At 29.7% G+C, this 19150-nt stretch carries 18 protein-coding genes and 6 tRNA genes; 14 read left to right on the plus strand and 10 right to left on the minus strand.

Annotated features, from left to right (window positions below; all coding sequences use genetic code 11):
- Nucleotide 1: 1 nt before the first annotated feature.
- Complete coding sequence (locus E4J94_RS03090; protein WP_135834413.1) at nt 2–1861, plus strand: DUF3857 domain-containing protein; 1860 nt, start codon at nt 2–4, stop codon at nt 1859–1861.
- 41 nt (nt 1862–1902) lie between these two features.
- On the opposite strand, the gene E4J94_RS03095 is transcribed toward E4J94_RS03090, so the two are convergent.
- From E4J94_RS03095 to E4J94_RS03105, 3 genes are all read right to left on the minus strand, one after another.
- The gene (locus E4J94_RS03095; protein WP_135834414.1) at nt 1903–2886 is read right to left on the minus strand and encodes a long-chain-fatty-acid--protein ligase; all 984 of its coding nucleotides are present in this window, start codon (nt 2884–2886) and stop codon (nt 1903–1905) included.
- 154 nt (nt 2887–3040) lie between these two features.
- Nucleotides 3041–3454 (minus strand): hypothetical protein, encoded by a 414-nt coding sequence (locus E4J94_RS03100; RefSeq protein ID WP_135834415.1) that lies wholly within the window; start codon nt 3452–3454, stop codon nt 3041–3043.
- 31 nt (nt 3455–3485) lie between these two features.
- On the minus strand, nt 3486–5132 hold the full coding sequence (locus E4J94_RS03105) for a Na/Pi cotransporter family protein (RefSeq protein WP_135834416.1): 1647 nt from the start codon (nt 5130–5132) through the stop codon (nt 3486–3488).
- 278 nt (nt 5133–5410) lie between these two features.
- Here E4J94_RS03105 and E4J94_RS03110 point away from each other — a divergent pair.
- The 5 genes from E4J94_RS03110 to E4J94_RS03130 all read left to right on the plus strand — a co-directional run bounded on the left by E4J94_RS03110 (nt 5411) and on the right by E4J94_RS03130 (nt 5895).
- Nucleotides 5411–5484: transfer RNA gene (locus E4J94_RS03110), tRNA-Thr, on the plus strand.
- Nucleotides 5485–5501: 17 nt separating this feature from the next.
- Nucleotides 5502–5583 (plus strand) — tRNA-Tyr (locus tag E4J94_RS03115).
- A gap of 6 nt (nt 5584–5589) precedes the next feature.
- A tRNA-Thr gene (locus E4J94_RS03120) sits at nt 5590–5663 on the plus strand.
- Nucleotides 5664–5707: 44 nt separating this feature from the next.
- Nucleotides 5708–5781: transfer RNA gene (locus E4J94_RS03125), tRNA-Thr, on the plus strand.
- A 32-nt stretch (nt 5782–5813) separates the two neighbouring features.
- Nucleotides 5814–5895 (plus strand) — tRNA-Tyr (locus E4J94_RS03130).
- 97 nt (nt 5896–5992) lie between these two features.
- Here E4J94_RS03130 and E4J94_RS03135 read toward each other — a convergent pair.
- On the minus strand, nt 5993–6751 hold the full coding sequence (locus E4J94_RS03135) for a 5'-methylthioadenosine/adenosylhomocysteine nucleosidase (RefSeq protein WP_135834417.1): 759 nt from the start codon (nt 6749–6751) through the stop codon (nt 5993–5995).
- A gap of 218 nt (nt 6752–6969) precedes the next feature.
- On the opposite strand from E4J94_RS03135, the gene E4J94_RS03140 reads away from it, so the two are divergent.
- The 3 genes from E4J94_RS03140 to E4J94_RS03150 all read left to right on the plus strand — a co-directional run bounded on the left by E4J94_RS03140 (nt 6970) and on the right by E4J94_RS03150 (nt 8862).
- Entirely contained in the window at nt 6970–7623 is a 654-nt protein-coding gene (locus tag E4J94_RS03140; protein ID WP_135834418.1) for a hypothetical protein, read from the plus strand.
- Nucleotides 7624–7689: 66 nt separating this feature from the next.
- Nucleotides 7690–8016 (plus strand): DMT family transporter, encoded by a 327-nt coding sequence (locus tag E4J94_RS03145; RefSeq protein ID WP_135834419.1) that lies wholly within the window; start codon nt 7690–7692, stop codon nt 8014–8016.
- A 21-nt stretch (nt 8017–8037) separates the two neighbouring features.
- The gene (locus E4J94_RS03150; RefSeq protein WP_135834420.1) at nt 8038–8862 is read left to right on the plus strand and encodes a helix-turn-helix domain-containing protein; all 825 of its coding nucleotides are present in this window, start codon (nt 8038–8040) and stop codon (nt 8860–8862) included.
- A gap of 390 nt (nt 8863–9252) precedes the next feature.
- Here E4J94_RS03150 and E4J94_RS03155 read toward each other — a convergent pair whose 3' ends face one another.
- Genes E4J94_RS03155 through E4J94_RS03165 form a run of 3 tightly spaced genes read right to left on the minus strand, consistent with a single transcriptional unit; the run spans nt 9253 to nt 12171 of the window.
- The gene (locus E4J94_RS03155) at nt 9253–10605 is read right to left on the minus strand and encodes a UDP-N-acetylmuramate--L-alanine ligase (RefSeq protein WP_135834421.1); all 1353 of its coding nucleotides are present in this window, start codon (nt 10603–10605) and stop codon (nt 9253–9255) included.
- An 18-nt stretch (nt 10606–10623) separates the two neighbouring features.
- Nucleotides 10624–11508, minus strand: a complete 885-nt coding sequence (locus E4J94_RS03160; protein ID WP_038334575.1) for a lysophospholipid acyltransferase family protein — start codon at nt 11506–11508, stop codon at nt 10624–10626.
- Nucleotides 11509–11526: 18 nt separating this feature from the next.
- On the minus strand, nt 11527–12171 hold the full coding sequence (locus E4J94_RS03165; RefSeq protein ID WP_135834422.1) for an NUDIX hydrolase: 645 nt from the start codon (nt 12169–12171) through the stop codon (nt 11527–11529).
- Between the two features lie 225 nt (nt 12172–12396).
- Here E4J94_RS03165 and E4J94_RS03170 point away from each other — a divergent pair, with 225 nt between their 5' ends.
- The 5 genes from E4J94_RS03170 to E4J94_RS03190 all read left to right on the plus strand — a co-directional run bounded on the left by E4J94_RS03170 (nt 12397) and on the right by E4J94_RS03190 (nt 16835).
- Nucleotides 12397–14505 carry a M3 family metallopeptidase gene (locus tag E4J94_RS03170; RefSeq protein WP_135834423.1) on the plus strand — a complete coding sequence of 703 codons (2109 nt, stop codon included), beginning with the start codon at nt 12397–12399 and terminating at the stop codon, nt 14503–14505.
- Nucleotides 14506–14601: 96 nt separating this feature from the next.
- Nucleotides 14602–15333 carry a YebC/PmpR family DNA-binding transcriptional regulator gene (locus tag E4J94_RS03175; RefSeq protein ID WP_135834424.1) on the plus strand — a complete coding sequence of 244 codons (732 nt, stop codon included), beginning with the start codon at nt 14602–14604 and terminating at the stop codon, nt 15331–15333.
- 85 nt (nt 15334–15418) lie between these two features.
- Nucleotides 15419–15826, plus strand: coding sequence for a hypothetical protein (locus tag E4J94_RS03180; protein ID WP_135834425.1), 408 nt, complete (start codon nt 15419–15421; stop codon nt 15824–15826).
- Between the two features lie 132 nt (nt 15827–15958).
- A tRNA-Ser gene (locus E4J94_RS03185) sits at nt 15959–16043 on the plus strand.
- 363 nt (nt 16044–16406) lie between these two features.
- Nucleotides 16407–16835 carry a cold shock domain-containing protein gene (locus E4J94_RS03190; protein ID WP_135834426.1) on the plus strand — a complete coding sequence of 143 codons (429 nt, stop codon included), beginning with the start codon at nt 16407–16409 and terminating at the stop codon, nt 16833–16835.
- A gap of 13 nt (nt 16836–16848) precedes the next feature.
- On the opposite strand, the gene E4J94_RS03195 is transcribed toward E4J94_RS03190, so the two are convergent.
- The 3 genes from E4J94_RS03195 to E4J94_RS03205 form a co-directional block, all read right to left on the minus strand.
- Nucleotides 16849–17052, minus strand: a complete 204-nt coding sequence (locus E4J94_RS03195) for a (4Fe-4S)-binding protein (RefSeq protein WP_135834427.1) — start codon at nt 17050–17052, stop codon at nt 16849–16851.
- A gap of 27 nt (nt 17053–17079) precedes the next feature.
- Nucleotides 17080–18351, minus strand: coding sequence for a sensor histidine kinase (locus E4J94_RS03200; protein WP_168801818.1), 1272 nt, complete (start codon nt 18349–18351; stop codon nt 17080–17082).
- A 115-nt stretch (nt 18352–18466) separates the two neighbouring features.
- Nucleotides 18467–19150 (minus strand): response regulator transcription factor, encoded by a 684-nt coding sequence (locus tag E4J94_RS03205; RefSeq protein ID WP_135834429.1) that lies wholly within the window; start codon nt 19148–19150, stop codon nt 18467–18469.

The raw sequence follows: 19150 nt of genomic DNA on the forward strand, positions 1-19150 counted from the left end.
TATGAAATTTAAAATTTATTTTATTTTTAGTTTTATCTTACTTCAACTAAATTTAGCTCAATCAACTAAATTTGAGTTTGGAAAAATTTCAGAAGAAGAATATAGTTACTCAATAGTACCATTTGAACCAGACGCTTCGGCAGTGATTCTTTCTGAATATGGAGAATTACAGATGAAAAATTATGGATATGTGATAAAACAACATATTCGAAAAAAAATTTTAAAACAAGAAGCTGTAAAAGGAAATATATTAGAATTCACCTATAATCCTAATAATAAATATAATCGTCCAAATATTAATAAAGTCCAAGTTTATAATAAAATTAATAATGAAGTAATTATTTCAAAACTTAATAGAAAAGATATTATTGAAGAATCAATAGACGAAAATACTTCACGAATTATATATGCCATTCCAAATTTGAAAGTTGGCTCTATTATAGAATACGAAACAGAAAATGTTCGTACTGCAAATTTATATGCTACTCCTTGGAGCTTTCAGAATGATTACCCAACCTTAAAATCTAAATTAGATATTAGAATGCATACAGATTTTGATTACCGAATTTATTTGATCGGCCAAAAACTAAATGAAAAATATGGGAATAGGAAGTCAAATAAATCTTGGGAAATTGAAAATGTTCCAAGTATTAAGAAATTCAATAAAATATATAATATTAGAGATTTTAAAGAGTCTATAGGATTTCAATATACAGCGGAGCAAGATTTGCATGGTACTATTTTTTCTTCTCCAACATGGACTTTATTTCGATCTGTTTTTACGAAGAAAATAGAAACCAATTTAAGAGGAACGAATTTTAATGAGATTGCTTTAAAGATTCAGAATGGATCTTCGCAATTAGAAACATATAAAAATGTAATAGAATATGTTAGAAAAAATTATAAAACCGATAATACTAAAACTATTGATAAAATCTCAAATTTTAATTCTGGAATTTTAAGAACTAAAATAGGTTCTAATTTAGAGTTAGTTATTTTAGTTAATAAACTACTAAAATCAAAAGGAATAGAATCTCACTTAGTGATTAATAGTTTTAGAAGAAGAGGAAGATTAATTATGAATTTTCCTATTGTATCAAGAATTTCTAATATTCAAAATATGTCAGTTTTAGATAATCAGATTTATCTTTTTGATGAAAATATTTTAAAAATAGTTGACGATAATTATAAAGAAAAAATTGTTTTTCCTTATTTAGATTACTATAATCAATTGGTTTTAAAACTCGAATCTAAACAAGATGAGTTCTTTAATATAAATCCACCGATATCAGAAAGTTATTTGATAAATGAAATTGAGTTTAAACAAGGTGATATTAAAATGAAATCATTAAATAAATTCAAAGGTTATTTTAATAAAGACAATCAAAAGAAATATGATTTTCCAATGTTTAATGAATTAGTATATTCATCAGAAGATTTAAATAATCAAGGCGAATATTCTTCTATAAATAAAATATTTGCTTCAAAAGGAAAAAATATAGATTATTTTGGGTTTGAATTTCCATTTAACGAAGATTTGAACTTTTTAAATATTGAAAAGGACAGAAAATATCAAGTTGAATTAGATTTCCCATTTCAAAAAGTTATTCAATTTAAATCTAAAATACCTAATGATTTTACTTTACAACAAGAAGAATTTAATAAAGAAATAAAGGCTTTAGGAAATAAATTACAATACAAACAACACATCGAAATTAATGACAATGAATTTGTTATATCCTATATTTTATTAGTTAATCAATCAATTATAACCAATAAAGACCTAAAAGAATATTCAGATTTTTTAAATAAAATTATAGAAAGGAATAAAGATACAGTCATTTTAATGAAAAAGAAATAAACAAAAACCGCGCTGAATTTTTTAGCGCGGTTTTTCTTTTATTATTCAATCACCATCAAATTACAACCTCGTACATCCGAATGATCGAAACGTCCTAAGATTTCAAATTGATTATGAGTTATTTTTTTACCTAAATCATCAGTTGCAATAAAACTAATCGAATTGTAGTTTGCCAAATCAATCACATTTACGCCGCCTGTTTTTCCGTCTTCAACATATTGGAGAGGATCTTCGGTTTCTCTGATTAAAATTCGCATCCAATTTGGAGATTTAAACGTTAAATCTCCTCGAGAATAACCTTGCGAAAGCAATTCTGTCATTCCATATTCCGAATGAATTTCATTTGTCCCGAAACCATTTTTCAAAATTGAATGTAATTCTTCGCGCGTAATTTCTTTCTTGCGACCTTTCATTCCTCCAGTTTCCATCACAATTGTGTGCTGCAAATTCATTTTATAATTTTCGACAAAATCTAACAAAGCAAACGAAACTCCAATTAAAATAGCTTTTTTACCCGTTTTTTCATGCGCGATAAGATTTTCGTACAATTCATCGTGATTATACAAATAGAAACCACTTTTATCGCTGCCAGATTTCTCAATCCAATACTCCACCATATCAATCAGAGACGAACCTGTACGCTCCAAATATGAAGGCAAAAGTGCAAAAATAGTGTAATCGGAAAGAGGTCCGTAAAATTGCTCAAAACATTTTTCTAAACTGTAATGATACAATGCCAAATCCGTTACTAAATGTTTACTTGTTGCCATTCCAGTTGTTCCAGAACTTGTAAAAATCTTTTCCACTTCACGATTTCCTGAAATCAATTCAAATTTTTTAAAAAACTGAATCGGTAAAAAAGGAATTTTGTTGGTGTGTTTTACAGTAGAATAATCAACGTTCAAGAAATTTAAGAAGTTTTTGTACACTTCATTTTCTTGCGCTTGATAACGGAAAACTTCCAATGCAACGTTTTGGAAATCTTCTTCGGATTGAATAGAAAAAATTAGCTTTGAATCAAACATTTTGCAAAATTACAAAATAGAGTAGAAGTGTGCGAAAAATTAATTATTCTTTTGATTTTTATAAATTAAATAGACTATTGAAATAGCCATTCCGAAATAAGAACCATAATAGGCACCTGAGTGCATAAACATAGCATTAATATAATTTTTAATATTAATAATATCTATTTGCAACTTTAAAAGACACATTTTCTAGATCAAAAAATAGGATTGCAATAAAATACCCTAAAAGACTTCCAATTAAAGCAAAAGAGAAATTTATAACTATTGAATTAAAGATATATTTTAAATTATTAGATGTTTTTAAAAATAAAAATATTACGGAATATATTAAACCAAAATAAAAACCTAACCAATAAGTACCTAAAAATCCAACAATAGCTGCGTTTATTCTCGGATTAGTAATATTCCATTCTGAAGTTCCAAATTGAAAGAAAAAATATTTTTCAAATAATTCATTAGAGATTGAAAAAGATATTTGATTATGACAAATTCCAAAAAGAATAGCAATTAATGTAGAGAAAATAATAATTAGAATAATTGATAAAATTTTAGAAATTATATTCATATTTAGATAATTTCTTTAAACTTACAAAAATCTACTGATTTTTCAGCTTAACAATTGTTGCATTAGCTTTGTAAAGATGATCACCAAGAATTTCATAATTCTGAATTAAATCTTTGTAGAAAAGCGCACTTGTAGTCAAAAGTTTCTCTTTTTCGATCGTTTTCATCAAATTGGCTTCGGCTTCTTTGTAAATTGTATTAATTGTTTTTTCGATAAACTCTGCTTGTTTGATAGAAACTTCTTCTTGCGTTTCGTTCAAGTTTTGATTTAAAATTCGCGTTGTTTGATCTAAATTATTTTGAAATTCGACCAAATACGTTCTCATTTTTGGTGTAAAATAACTATTTGTCATTCTACGACGACGATGAATAGAAGAAATTTTAATCGCAATATCGCCCACACTTTCCAGATGATGACAAAGGGTAATTAGCTGATGAATAGCAATTGTATTTTCGTTTGGTAAATCTAAATCAGCAATTTCATTCAAAAATTCATTGACTTCTCGTTCCAATTGATCACCTTCTTTTTCGAGTTCTAAAATTCGTTCACGAAAAACCAAAATCTTTTCTTCATCACTTTCAGTAATCATTCGTCCAAGCGTATAAATTGTCTGTTTCGTTGTAGAAGCTAGTTTTAGAAGTTTTTTATTTGCTTCATTTTTATATAGGTCAGAATTTGTTCCGAAAGGAATAGCATAAAATTCTAATTTATTATCTGTAGTTTTTACAGAAAAATATTTTTTCTGACAGTAAAAAGCTAGTTTATTTATAAAAGGAGTAAATAAAATTACACCAACCAAATTGCTAATGGTATCAAAAGTAATTAGTTGAACAGCGATATTCGATGAAATTGTTGTTCCAATAAATTTTAAAACAAAATTTGCAATCAACATAAAAATTAATGCAATTACAATATTGAAAAATGTATGAAATGCAGCAACAACTTTTGTGTATTTATCACCAATTGCCGCAACTAAATGGGCTGTAAAAGTAGTTCCGATATTTGCTCCTAAAACAATCATTGCAGCTAATTCGATAGGTAAACCTTTGCTCGCTAATAAAATTGAAATAGTAATTGATGCTGACGAAAAGTGGACTAAAACTGTTAATAATATTCCAAACAGAATAAATAATAAATTTGTTAAAAAGCCATAATGTGACAAATGCTGAAAAAATTCTTGTAACTTTTGATGACTTTCGATAGAAGGCAAAAAAGTTTTCAGGAAATAAAGCGAAAGAAAAAGTAACGAAAGTGAAAATAAAATTCCACCTACTTTTCTTTGGTTACGTTTTTTCGATAAATAGAATGGAAAAGCAACTAATATGAGAGGTAGTGCAATTTGAACCAAATCAAATTTCATTCCGAAATAGACTAACCATAATGTAAGCGTAGTTCCGATATTTGCACCTAATATTAAACCAAATGCTTTTCTCAAATTAATCAATCCCGCATTTACAAAGCCTAATATAAACACACTCGCAGCCGATGAAGATTGTATAGCTGTTGTAAAAAGAGTACCTGTAACAATTGTTGAGAAATTGTTTTTAGTTAGTTTATTTAAAGTGCGTTTAAAATTCGATCCAGATAATGCTTGTAAATTTTCGCTTAATAGTTTAATCGCAAAAATAAACAAAGCAATTGCTCCGAAAAGTTGCAAAATTTGTATGATCAGATGCATTAATGATTAATTGACTACAAAAATAGGTACTCTAATGTAAATAGAATATTATCTTTTTTACTTTTATTGAAAAAAAAGTTTAATTTTTTTTCAATTCTAAAATTCTGATTTTCAAAATTGAAGTGGTTTTTTAAGAAAAACTTCAACTTTTTTTTGAAAAAACATTTGCGAGATTCGAAAAACTGCCCTAATATTGCACCACGAAAAAGGAACAACACTTCTTTCGAGAAATGAATTTCTTGTTTTCAATTTGAAATATTTCAAATAACAATATTTTTGCCGATGTAGCTCAGCTGGCTAGAGCAGCTGATTTGTAATCAGCAGGTCGTGGGTTCGAGTCCCTCCATCGGCTCAGTAAAAATATAGGTTGGGGAGATACTCAAGCGGCCAACGAGGACGGACTGTAAATCCGTTGGTTTCACCTTCGCAGGTTCGAATCCTGCTCTCCCCACAAATTGCCGATGTAGCTCAGCTGGCTAGAGCAGCTGATTTGTAATCAGCAGGTCGTGGGTTCGAGTCCCTCTATCGGCTCTTAAAAAGTTTATATTTTACTTTTAAAACAAAAATAAAAAATCGCCGATGTAGCTCAGCTGGCTAGAGCAGCTGATTTGTAATCAGCAGGTCGTGGGTTCGAGTCCCTCTATCGGCTCTTCTTTTTTGAAGAATACTTTATTATTAGGCGGGGAGATACTCAAGCGGCCAACGAGGACGGACTGTAAATCCGTTGGTTTCACCTTCGCAGGTTCGAATCCTGCTCTCCCCACAATCCATTTTAAATATATGGAAATGAATCATCAAGTCTTTTGATGATTTTTTTATTAATGTGTGCATCATAAAAAAAGCCCTTTTTAAAGGACTTTTTACTTGATGATATTTTTAATAATCTCTATTGAATATACATTCGAAATTTTTTCTATAAAACTATTAAAATCTAATGTAGAATGATCATCAGCATCATCGGATATTGTTCTAATAATTATAAAAGGAATTTCAAATTCGTAGCAAACTTGTGCTACAGCAGCGCCTTCCATTTCGACGCAAAGAATTTCGGGTAAGTTCTGTTGTAATTTTTCTTTTTGAGCATTTGTCGAGAAAAATAAATCTCCAGAACCAATTAGTCCAACATGAAGTTGAGGTTGATGAATATTAAATTTATCCAAATCTTTTTCGGAAATAACATTGTGCAAATGTTGCTCTTCTAAGATTTCTAAAATTGCTGTTGTCGCAACTTCTAATTGAGATGAATCAGCCTCAAAATAAGCTTTTCCTAACATTGGGATTTCGTAAGCGGGAAAAAGAGGTTGAGCATTCATATCGTGTTGAATTAAACTTTGCCCTAATACAATATCTCCAATTTTTACATCAGTATGAATTCCACCTGCAACACCTGTAAAAATCAACTTAGAAATCTTAAATTCAAGAATTAATGTTGTAACCGTAGCCGAGGCAGCAACTTTACCAACACGAGAATAAACGACCACAACTTTTTGATTGTTTAATTCTCCTGTAAAATAACTTCTTCGACCAATTTTATGTTCTTTTTTGTTTGCTAATAAATTGACTACACCGTTTATTTCTTGCGGTATAGCACCCATTATTCCTATTATTCTTTCGCTCATTTTTTCAATTTGAAAGCGAAGTTACCAATTTATTTTCTGTATTTGTAAACCGAGCAATAAATCTCATAGATTAAGATAAATGGTAAACAAATGATAATCAGACATGTATTTAGAAGATTTTTTATCATGTTACAAAAGTAAAGTTTTTTCAGAATATGTTAAAAATCAATTGTGAATTAGTGTTGGCTTATTGTACTTTTGTACTATAAATGTTTGAAATGAGAAAAATATCTACAGCAATTATATGCTGTGCATCAGTAATGCTGATGAATTGTACAAATAAAACAGAAGAAAAAACAGAAGAACAAGCTACAAAAACTGCAGTAACAGTTGAAGAACCAACGGAAATTGTAGAAGGAGTTATCAGAAAATCTGGAGTTGAGTGGACGGCTTATAAAACGACAGATAAAGTTGCTGTTTCTGGGCGTTTTGATGTTGTGTTGGTAAAAAATGCAAAGGAAGATGGAAAAACGCCTCAAGAAGTTTTAGAAGGAGCAGATATTATTGCGACAGTTGCGACTTTAAATTCGGATCAAATTGATCGTGATCAAAAATTGAAAGACATTTTATTCGGAAATATGATCAATACAAGTGAAATCAAAGGTCAATTACATTTTAAAGATGGTAAAACTTTCTTGAATTTAACGTTGAATAATGCTTTTAAAGAATACGAAGTAAAATCAATGTTTGAGAATAATGTATTTACGATTGAGACAGATGTTGATTTAATGGATTTTAACACAGGAAAAGCGATGGCAGCTTTGAATCAGGCTTGTTTAGAATTACATAAAGGCGCGGACGGAGTTTCTAAAACATGGAGCGAAGTACACATAAAAGGTCAAGTAGAATTTAGCGATAGTTTCGGTAAGTAGTTAAAAAAATAATTAATTTTAAGGCTACATTTTTGTAGTCTTAATTTTTACACAAATCAGTAAAAAATGAATTGGATAATTTTACTTATCGCTGGCTTGTGCGAAGTTGGCTTTGCATCATGTCTTGGAAAAGCAAAAGAAGCAACTGGAAATGATACCTATTTATGGTATGGTGGGTTTTTATTTTTCTTAACCGTGAGCATGATTTTGTTAGTAAAAGCAACGCAAACATTACCAATCGGAACAGCTTATGCAGTTTGGACGGGAATTGGAGCGGTCGGAACAGTTTTAGTTGGAATTTTTATTTTTAAAGAACCAGCAAGTTTTTGGCGTGTATTCTTTTTAACGACTTTAATTTGCTCTATTATTGGGTTAAAATTTGTATCAAATTAACTGAGGCTATTGTGTTGATTTATGGAGAATTTTAATGTTTTTGATCAAGAAGAATTTATTCAACAAACTGTCGAAAATAAACGTTTGAAAAAAGATTTGATTCAAACGATTTTTATTCAGAATGGTTGTTTAATTATCTCTCAAAATGAGCAAGAAATTAAACTTAAACAACACGATGTTTTCTTCCCTGAACCTAATAAACTCTATCGAATAATTTCAAAATCATCTGATTTAGAATTATTGAGTTTAGTCTTAACTAAAAAGATTTTAGATACGTCGATTATCGATTTGAGTGGTTATGAATATAACCATTTTTTTGGAGCAAATAGAGTTAATAATTATCATTTTAATAAAGTAGAATTTTCTGCTTTAATCGAACTTTTGTTACAATTAAAATTGCGTTTGCAAGAAAAGTCGAATAAATTTGTTCGATATATTCAGTATAATCTGTTTTATGCAATTGTTTATACAACGTTTAGTGAATTATCAAAACAAGAAACAATTGTTGTTAGAAAAGGAACGCGAAAAGATGAAATTGTAAAACAATTTTTGGTTGATTTGAATAGCTATTATAGAGAGAATAGAGATGCAAAGTTTTATGCAGATAAACTGAATATTACAGTACGGTATTTAACAGAGTGTTGCAAGTCAATAACAGGGAGAACTACAAAAGAATTGATAAGTTCTGTGATTATTCGTCAATCGAAAATTTTATTGAGTGAAACAACAAAAACAGTTTCGGAAATTTCGAATGAATTAAACTTTTCTGATCAATATTCATTTGGAAATTTTTTTAAAAAACAACTCAAAATAAGCCCAACTCAATTTAGGAAAAGTTTGAAATAACTTCCGTTTTTTACATCTTTAGACTACTTTTTGAACTTTTTTTTGAATAATTTTTTTTGATCTTTGTTAATCAAAAGGGTCACTATAATTTTCTAGTGTAAAACAGGGGTGATATTTTGAAGGCATAGCCTACAAAAGTGAGTAGAGTATTATATTACTAATAGGTTATATCACCTCTGTTTTTATCTATAATAAAATGTTTTTAAAATTAATAGTTCCGAAAGTTTAACATAGTTCTTAGTTTACTGATATTTGAAAAGAAGTAATCCAAAAACGCAAATCATTGTTTTGACCGTTTGAAAAAAAATAAAAAAGAGAACTTAATTTAAGTTCTCTTTTTCAGTATTTTATAGATATTTGAGTAAGAATCACCTTTTTGAAAGGTGATTTTTATGCTTTAAATAATTCATTAAAGTTTACTCCACCGAAGTTTCCTGAACTCATCATTAAAAATACTTTATCTTTTTTATCTAAACTTTCTATATAATCTTGTAATTGTTCACCATTTGTAAACACCAAAATAGAATCATCTCCAAATGCTTTTTTGATATCTTCTGGAGAAATCATTTCCATACGTTTTATTTCTAATGCTTCTGGGCTATACATCACAATTTTGATATCAGCTTTGTCTAAAGCTCCTTTATATTGAACTAAAAATTCAGGATTCAAAGATGAATACGTATGAATTTCTAAACAGCCTACAACTGTTTTATCTGTGTATTGTTCTTTCACTGCATTCGTAACCGAAGTCACTTTACTTGGCGCATGTGCAAAATCTTTATACGCAACAAAATCAGAAGTACGATTAATTAATTCCAAGCGTTTAGACGCGCCTTTGAATGATTGAATTGCTTCGTTAAAATCATCATCCATTACACCTAATTGTTTACAAATAGCACGAGCACCTTCTAAATTCATCAAATTATGATTACCAAAGACTTCTAACGGAATAGGGCCATCTTCTGTTTCTATAAAAGTGATTCCATTTTCGATAAAATGTTCTGGTAAATGATAAGGGAATTTCTTGATTGCTTTCTCCGTTTCTTCTACAACTTTTACAACTTCTTCATCTGTTTCATTGTAAATTAAAGCACCTCCATTCACGATAGATTCTACGAATTTTGAGAACTGAGAAGTGTAATTTGCAAACGTTGGAAATACATTGATATGATCCCAAGCAATACCTGAAATCAATGCAATATTTGGTTGATACAACAAGAATTTAGAACGACGATCTAAAGCAGATGATAAATATTCGTCACCTTCCATAATCATAAATTCGTTGTCTTCTGTCAATTTTACCATCACATCAAAACCATCCAATTGCGCACCAACCATATAATCAACATCGATATTATGATAATGCAAAACGTGAAGAATCATTGATGTAATCGTCGTTTTTCCATGCGAACCACCAATTACAACACGCGTTTTATCTTTTGATTGTTCGTACAAATATTCTGGATATGAATAGATTTTTAAACCTAAGTCTTGCGCACGTAACATTTCAGGATTATCAGCATGAGCGTGCATTCCCAAAATCACTGCATCTAAATCTGCTGTAATTTTTTCTGGAAACCAACCCATTTCTTTTGGTAAAATTCCGCGTTGATCCAAACGTGTTTTCGAAGGTTCAAAAATTGCATCATCAGAACCTGTTACTTGATATCCTTTTTCGTGCAAAGCAATCGCCAAATTGTGCATTGCACTACCACCAATTGCAATAAAATGAACTTTTTTCATTTTGTATGTTGTATTCTTTTAGTCTTTTTTATTTTCTTCGTCGTAGCCCATTTCTTCGAAATCATCAAACTCTTCGTCATCTTCATTCAAATAATCGTCTAATGATTTTTCACTATTTTCAGCAAGAATTTCGTCCATTGGTCGAACTTTATTAAATTCTGGTGCTTGCTCGATTGCATTCATAATTTTTTTCATGATTGCATCGCTCGAATCATTTTCATAATCGATTTCCAAAGGCTCTTTGAATGTCATTGTCGCATTAATTCCACGTTTTTTAATACGCAAACCTTTTTTATCAAAAGCTCTACGAAAACCATCAATTACAACTGGAATTACAATTGGTTTATTTTTCTTAATTAAATGCGCAGTTCCACGACGACCAGGTGCAAACGCAGTTGTAGTCCCTTGCGGAAACGTTACTACCCAACCACTTTGTAACGCAATATCGATATTGTTAATTTCGCTTAAATCTACTTTTCTATTTACATTTTCTCCTTTTGCACGCCACGTTCTTTTTACGGTTACCGCTCCTGTGTAGGCAAATAATTTCGTTAAAAGATTATCTTTCATCGTTTCCTCTGCGGCAACGTAATAAAAGTCAATCTTAGGATTAAGTAAATAAATTGGATTTTTAATAGTATCAATAAAACCATTTTTTACACTACAAAATACATGATACATCGCAAAAACATCAGCAAAATAAGTTTGATGATTCGAAACGAATAATACATTTTGAGCTGGTAAATGAACTAAGTTTTTTGTACCGCTAACTTTTAATTTATTAAAACCATTATAACGGTTATAGGTAAATGATCCTAATAAGAAAATTAACGTCCTTTTTAGGAAATATAGATGTCCAAATGAATCGCGAAATGCGTTCTTTTTCTTTGCTTTTTGAGACACGAGTTCTTAATATTTAAGTTACAAATTTAATACGATTTTTAGATAATCTTTAAATTCTTCTAAAATCATTGCAGTTGCGCCCCAAAGAAATTCATCGTCACCAATGTTATAACCAGGAATTTCGACAACTTGACCAGAAAATTCTCTCTCAAAAACTTCGTAATCAGCATTCAAAAAAGCTTCCAAATTTAACGGAACAATGTATTGTACTTCACGCTCGTCTGGGGTGAAATGTGGCTCTCCATGATAAATTCCGATATAAGGATAAACCAAGAAATTACTTGGCGGAATGTACATTTCACTCAATTGTCTTATAATCTCAATGTTTTCGTAATCTACACCAAGTTCTTCCACAGTTTCGCGAATAGCAGTTTCGTCAAAACTAATGTCTTGTTCTTCGAATTGTCCACCTGGCAAAGAAAATTGATGAGAATGCGCGCCTTCATAAGAAACACGCATGGTTACTGGAAATTCAATTTCTCCATCTTCGTTTTGATACAATAAAATCATGACAGACGCACTTCTTGGATTGGTACGTTTTATATATTCTAAATCAAATTTTTGACGATATGGAGGTGAAAGCTTTTGGTGCGATTCCCAACTCGGCAATTCTTCAACACTTTCGGCTAATAAATATTTTAATTCTTCTAAATCTAAATACAAAATGGATTGATTTTTAGGGTAATAAAAAAGAGTGAAATTTTTCCTCACTCTTTTTCAAAGATAATTATTTTCGTCGAAGAAAATTCAACCTTTTCAGTAAGGTTTATTAATTATTTAACTTTTAAGATTTAGCTTAAATATTTTTGAGCTTTTGGATGAAAAATAGAATATTTTTGAAATTTAACATTATAAGTTTTAACTTCGTTAGGTCTAAAAATAATAAAAATGTTTAATAAAAAACTTTTTTACGGAATGATGGTTGGATCGTCAATTCTAGCCACTTCTTGTAGCGAAAAGTCAACAAATAGTATGTGGAACGATAAAAATCCTTTTTTTGAAGTGAGCACTTTGCCTTATCAAACGGCTGATTTTTCAAAAATTAAAAACGAAGATTTCAAACCTGCTTTGTTGCAAGGAATGGCTGAACAATTAGTCGAAATCAATAAAATTGCTGATAATTCTGAAGCACCAACTTTTGAAAATACATTAGTTGAGATGGAAAAATCGGGTCAATTATTAACACGAGTTAATCATGTTTTTGGATTATTGACTGGAGCAAATACTAACGAAACGTTACAAGCAGTAGGGGAGGAGATGTCGCCTAAATTTGCCGCTCATAGTGATGCAATTTACTTGAATGATAAATTATTTCAACGTGTAAAAACCTTACATGATAATAAAAAATCATTGAATTTAGATAAAGAATCATCTCGTTTGTTAGATGTGTATTATCAACGATTTGAATTGGCTGGCGCAAATTTATCTACTGCACAAAAAGATGAATTGAAAAAAATGAATGGAGAAATAGCTTCTCTGGAAACTAAATTCTCAAATCAATTATTAAAAGGAACAAAATCTGGTGGTGTAACATTCTCGAAAGAAGAATTAGCAGGTTTGAGTGATGCTGATTTAGAAGCTTTCAAACAAGCTGATGGAACATATTTAATCAGTTTATTGAATACAACGCAACAACCTGAATTGCAAAATATGATCAATGCAACTTCAAGAAAAAAGTTATTTGATGCAGCTTGGATTAGAACAGAGAAAAAAGACGAAAATGATACACGTTCTACAATTTTAACTTTGGTTAAAAAACGTGCAGAGAAAGCTAAATTATTAGGATTTTCTAATTATGCAGAATGGAATTTGCAAGACCAAATGGCGCAAAATCCAACAGCAGCAAAAGGAATTTTGAATCAAATGATTCCGGCAGCAACTGCAATGGCACAAAAAGATGCTAAAGAATTTGAAGCCTTAGCGAAGAAAGAAAATCCAGCAAATACATTAACAGCTGCGGATTGGAACTATTATGCGGAGAAAGTTCGTAAAGAGAAATACGATATCGACGAAAATGAAATGAAACCTTATTTCGTTTTAGATTCAGTTGTAGAGAATGGAATTTTCTTTATGGCGAAAGAATTGTACGGAATCTCATTCAAAAAACGCACAGATATTCCAACTTGGCACGAAGATGTAAAAGTGTACGAATTGTTTAACGAAGATGGTTCTCAGTTGGGATTATTTTATACCGATTATTTCAAAAGAGATTCTAAACAAGGAGGAGCTTGGATGAGTAATCTTGTAGAACAATCGCACTTATTCGGAACAAAACCTGTTATTTATAATGTCGGAAACTACACAAAACCTGCAAATGGTCAACCTGCGTTGATTTCGTATGATGATGTAGTGACAACTTTTCACGAATTTGGGCATGCGTTGCACGGTTTCTTTGCGAATCAAAAATATCCAACTTTATCTGGAACAAATGTTTCAAGAGATTTTGTAGAGTTTCCATCGCAATTTCACGAACATTATGTAACAGAACCATCTATCTTAAAAAATTATGCGAAGCATTATCAGACAGGAGCTGCGATTCCTGATGCGTTGGTAGAAAAAATGAAAAAAGCATCTAACTTTAATAAAGGTTATACGTTAACAGAAATGCTTTCTGCGGCATCTTTGGATTTATCTTGGCATACAGTTTCTGCTGATAAGGTAATCTCAAATGTAGATGATTTTGAAAAACAAGCCTTAGTTGATAACAAAACAAATTTACCACAAGTTCCACCTCGTTATCGTTCTTCTTACTTTAGTCATATTTTTGGTGGAGGATATGCAGCGGGATATTTTGCGTATATCTGGGCAGAAATGTTAGATCATGATGCATACGAATGGACAATTGAAAATGGAGGAATGTCACGTAAAAATGGTCAAATTTTAAGAGATAAAGTATTTTCTCAAGGGAATTCGGATGATTTGAATGTGATTTACAAAAATTTTAGAGGTAAAAACCCTTCAATTGAGCCAATGTTAAAATACCACGGATTGAAATAATCATTCTAAAATATTAACAACTTAAAAATCCAAGACATAGTTCTTGGATTTTTTTCGTATAATGAATAAATTTGCAACTATTAAAAACAAGTAGAAATGGGAAGAGCATTTGAATTTAGAAAAGGACGTAAAATGAAACGTTGGGCGGCAATGTCTAAAGCGTTTACTAAAATTGGGAAAGATATCGTAATGGCAGTAAAAGCAGGAGGACCTGATCCGCATTCAAATTCTCATCTTCGCGCGGTAATTCAGAATGCGAAGGCCGTAAATATGCCTAAAGATAATATCGAACGCGCAATCAAAAAAGCATCTGATAAAAATACAGAAAACTATAAGGAAGTTATTTTTGAAGGTTATGGACCTCACGGAATTGCGGTTTTAGTTGAAACTTCTACAAATAATAATAATCGTACAGTAGCTAATGTTCGTTCTTATTTCAGTAAATGTAATGGACAATTAGGAACGCAAGGTTCTGTTGAATTTATGTTTGATCATATCTGTAATTTCAAGATTCAAAAACCTGAAAATGTAGATTTGGAAGAGTTAGAATTTGAAATGATTGACTTTGGAGTAGAGGAGATTTTTGAAGATGAAGATGAAATTGTATTAATTGCACCTTTCGAGAATTACGGAACAATTTTCAAATCTTTGGAAGAAGGCGGGTATGAAATTATTTCTTCAGAATTTGAAAGAATTCCGCAAACAACAAAAGAATTGACAGAAGAACAAAAAGCTGACATAGAAAAATTGTTGGAGAAATTTGACGAAGATGAGGACGTAAATAACGTTTATCACACGATGAAAGAAGACGAAGAAGAGGAAGAATAATCTTTTTTGAAAGAATAATATGAAAACCGTTTAATTTATTTTAAACGGTTTTTTTTATCTTTAGCTATAATTGAATTTTTTGGGAATGATAAAAATTTTTACTTTACTTGGTTTGATATTACAATTTGTAGCATTTTGGATGGCTGCACCAGAAATTCTTGGAGCTGATTGGTTAAGTAAAACTGAAGAAATGATTCGGAAAGCAATTAACCAGTTGCCACAATTAATATTAGCTGTATTAGGAATGGGTATGGGAGTGATGTTTTATCATTCGATGAGTTCTTTTTTTGTATTTATTGTTGTTATAATGATTATAATTTTATTATTAATTTTCTATAAAAAAGTAGAAAAGCTTTTGGACGAAAAAATCTCGAAACCATTGGTCAATAAATTAATCATAAACGAAACTTTTCGCTTTACTTTATTGAAGTTTGCCGCTTTATTTTTTACACTTGGTTTTCTTATTCAGATAGCTTTGGTAATTATTGTATAAATTTTTTTAAAAATATTTATTTGATACTGAATAAACTATGTTTTTGTATTAAAAAAACTTTAAATTAAGGTTTGCAAATTCGAAAAAGCGTTCTATATTTGCACTCGCAATACCGCAATAAACTGCGTTATTGGAGAGTTGGCAGAGTGGTCGAATGCGGCAGTCTTGAAAACTGTTGAGGGTCACACCTCCGGGGGTTCGAATCCCTCACTCTCCGCGAAAAGCTCCAAACTAAGTTTGGAGCTTTTTTATTGAATATCTACAAAAAATATTATTCATTACTTTTTCGTATCTTTGCATTATAATTAATTTATAGGTTTCTTTTATTGCTTTTCTGTTTATGCTTTTCGCTTCAGTTTATGCTTTCAGCTACTAAATTTTATTATCAAATCATACATTTATAAAAAATATTCTTGTTCTGTAAAATTAATTTTGAATATTAGATGTATGATAAATTATTTTTTAAATAGCAATGAAAACAAATGAACTATTCTAAAAGCAATTAAAATTGCTAGATTTTAAAATATACTAGAAGTTTATAATCAGTTAAGAAAATAGAGAAATTAAAAAATATATAAATATGGCAGATTCGTATTCTAAAAAAGAGAATATTAAGAAAAAAGAGAAAAAAAGAGAAGAAAAACGTCTTCAGAGAGAAGAAAGAAAAACGAATAATAACAAAGGTAAATCATTAGAAGATATGATTGCTTATGTTGATATTAATGGAAATTTAACAGATGTTCCACCTCATTTACAGAATAGAGAAGAGGATTTGTTAAGTAGACAAGAAAATCCAAATGAAGCAATTGATCCTGCAAAAGTATATACAGGAGTGATTAATTCTTTAAATGATAAAGGTTTTGGTTTTATTACAGAAGAAAAATCAAACGATAGCATATTTTTTCACCAAAGTCAATTGAAACAAGAAGTGAAAAAATATGATAAAGTTACCTATAAAAAAGAAATTTCTGAAAAAGGCTTCAGAGCTATTGAAATCAATAAGAAATAATACTTTATAGAAATTATTTTAAACTTAAAGCACCAGAAGGACATTGAGAAACTTGTTTCTTAATTTCTTCGCTGCTTGCATTTTCCGCTTTTATCCAAGGTTTTTCTTTTGGATGGTAAACTTTTGGAAGCATTTTAGTGCAAATACCAGCATGTTTACATAATTCTGGTCTCCAAATAATCGTAACTTCTCCGTTAGTGTACTCGTGTTGGTTCATTGTAGTAAATTTATTCCTTGAATTTACTTAAAATTCTTCAATATTAAAAGTTAAAATTATCTTTGTACCTTTCTGTAATTGACTTCCAATAGTCATGCTAATATTAGACATTTTAGCTAATTGAGTAGCTATATTTAAACCTAATCCAGAACCAGAAATATGTAAAGTTGAATTATTTTTTACACGAAAAAAACGTTCTTGTACAAACCTCAAATCCTCTTTATTCATTCCAATACCATTATCTTCAAAAATCAATTCATAAATATTATTTTTAATGTTTGAATAAATATTTATTTCGCCTTTTAGATTGGAATATTTAATAGCATTTGATAAAATATTATCAATGATAATTTCAAAAAATTCTTGATAATTATCTATTTTAACATTTTGAAGCTGATCTGTTTTAACCAAAACTTGTTTTTCTTGTAATAAAACATCAAAGCGTTCAATTGATTTTAAAACTTCGGATTTTAGCTCAAATAAAGAAGTTTTTAACTCTAAACTATTATTTTCAACACGAGAAAGTAATAAAAATTGCTCAACCAAACGGTCTAAACGATTAACTTGTTTCAAAGTATAATCAATTTTTTCATTGTATTGTTCAGGAGTTCGTTCTCGCCGAATCAAAATCTCTAACGTTCCTTTTATAATTGCTAAAGGTGTACGAAGTTCATGTGAAGCGTCAGCCGAAAACTGTTTAGCTTTTATAATTTGAAATTCTAATCGATCTAAAAGTGAATTTATTGTCGCTGAAAGTTGAAATAATTCATCTTTATTTTTTGGTAATTGAATGCGTTCTGAAAGATTATTTTCTGTTATAGATTGTGCTGTATGAATAACATTGAAAACAGGTTTAATTGATTTAGCAGCGATAAAACGAGCCAAAAGAAAAGTCAATAAAACTGAAATCGGAAAAATAATTAACAATGTTGTTTTAAGGTAATCTAATGCTAACTGATTATGTTTTGTAGAAACTCCAACAACTAAATATCCAACAATTTCTCCATGATGAATTAACTTTGCTTGAGAAACTAATAACTGAATTGAATTGTATTCTGCATAAAAAGGTATCTTTTCAGGCTCTTGTTTATTCCAATCCAATTGATTTTGAACCAAATTTGGAGAACTTTCAACTAAATTATAATTTTTGTCATAAATCGATATAAAAACAGGATTTAAGGCAATATCTGTATGCTCTACTTCTTCCCATTCTCGTGGTTGAACAAAACTTTCTAAAGTAGGTTCATGTAAGATATAATCTAAATGACTATTTATCTCTTCTTCTAAAGTTTCGTACATTGTTTTGTTAATACCTTGATTAACTGAGAAATATATCAAATAAAAGATAATTAGTAGAATAACCGAAAAGGATATACTATAAAAAAGTGCAATTCTATTTTTTACAGATAAATTTTTAAACATCTTTCGAAATATAGCCAACTCCGCGTATTGTATGTAAACGAGAATCTTCTTTTTTTAGATTTAATTTTTTACGAATAGCATTAATAAAAACATCAATTACACTTGTATCGTATTCAAAATGAATGTCCCAAATATTTTCGATGATTTCTTTGCGTGTACAAATTCGATTTTTATTTTTAAAAAGATAAACAAGAAGCTGAAATTCTTTCAAAGTTAATTCAACTAAATTGTCATCTAAAAAAGTTTGATGTGTTTCTGTATTTAATGAAATATTTCCGAAATTTAAGATGTTATTCAATTTATTTTGACGAAGATAAACATTAATTCGTGCTACTAATTCGTTGAAGTCGAATGGTTTTTTGATGTAATCATTTGCACCTGCATTCAAACCTTCAATTGTATCTTGAACTGTATCTTTCGCTGTGATGAAAATAATTGGCGTTTTTTTATTAGGATTTTCGGTAGATCGAGTTGTTTGACAAACTTCTAATCCAGAAATGTTTAACATCATCCAATCCAATAAAATAATATCAAATTTTTCGTTGTTTATTTTCAATAAAGCATCCTCGCCACTTAAACTATGAGTTGGTGATAGATTTTCTTCTTCTAAGCCTTGAAGCATAAAATTAGCAATTCCCAATTCATCTTCAACAATTAAAACTTTTGGTTTGTTCAT

The sequence above is a fragment of the Empedobacter tilapiae genome, assembly GCF_004785645.1.
GTDB lineage: Bacteria > Bacteroidota > Bacteroidia > Flavobacteriales > Weeksellaceae > Empedobacter > Empedobacter tilapiae.

Bases quoted from the DNA above. Each gene is read 5' to 3' on its own strand.
- E4J94_RS03090 (WP_135834413.1), top strand. From the start codon at position 2: ATGAAATTTAAAATTTATTTTATTTTTAGTTTTATCTTACTTCAACTA.
- E4J94_RS03095 (WP_135834414.1), bottom strand. From the start codon at position 2,886: ATGTTTGATTCAAAGCTAATTTTTTCTATTCAATCCGAAGAAGATTTC.
- E4J94_RS03100 (WP_135834415.1), bottom strand. From the start codon at position 3,454: ATGAATATAATTTCTAAAATTTTATCAATTATTCTAATTATTATTTTC.
- E4J94_RS03105 (WP_135834416.1), bottom strand. From the start codon at position 5,132: ATGCATCTGATCATACAAATTTTGCAACTTTTCGGAGCAATTGCTTTG.
- E4J94_RS03135 (WP_135834417.1), bottom strand. From the start codon at position 6,751: ATGAGCGAAAGAATAATAGGAATAATGGGTGCTATACCGCAAGAAATA.
- E4J94_RS03140 (WP_135834418.1), top strand. From the start codon at position 6,970: ATGAGAAAAATATCTACAGCAATTATATGCTGTGCATCAGTAATGCTG.
- E4J94_RS03145 (WP_135834419.1), top strand. From the start codon at position 7,690: ATGAATTGGATAATTTTACTTATCGCTGGCTTGTGCGAAGTTGGCTTT.
- E4J94_RS03150 (WP_135834420.1), top strand. From the start codon at position 8,038: ATGGAGAATTTTAATGTTTTTGATCAAGAAGAATTTATTCAACAAACT.
- E4J94_RS03155 (WP_135834421.1), bottom strand. From the start codon at position 10,605: ATGAAAAAAGTTCATTTTATTGCAATTGGTGGTAGTGCAATGCACAAT.
- E4J94_RS03170 (WP_135834423.1), top strand. From the start codon at position 12,397: ATGTTTAATAAAAAACTTTTTTACGGAATGATGGTTGGATCGTCAATT.
- E4J94_RS03175 (WP_135834424.1), top strand. From the start codon at position 14,602: ATGGGAAGAGCATTTGAATTTAGAAAAGGACGTAAAATGAAACGTTGG.
- E4J94_RS03180 (WP_135834425.1), top strand. From the start codon at position 15,419: ATGATAAAAATTTTTACTTTACTTGGTTTGATATTACAATTTGTAGCA.
- E4J94_RS03190 (WP_135834426.1), top strand. From the start codon at position 16,407: ATGGCAGATTCGTATTCTAAAAAAGAGAATATTAAGAAAAAAGAGAAA.
- E4J94_RS03195 (WP_135834427.1), bottom strand. From the start codon at position 17,052: ATGAACCAACACGAGTACACTAACGGAGAAGTTACGATTATTTGGAGA.
- E4J94_RS03200 (WP_168801818.1), bottom strand. From the start codon at position 18,351: ATGTACGAAACTTTAGAAGAAGAGATAAATAGTCATTTAGATTATATC.
- E4J94_RS03205 (WP_135834429.1), bottom strand. From the start codon at position 19,150: ATGAACAAACCAAAAGTTTTAATTGTTGAAGATGAATTGGGAATTGCT.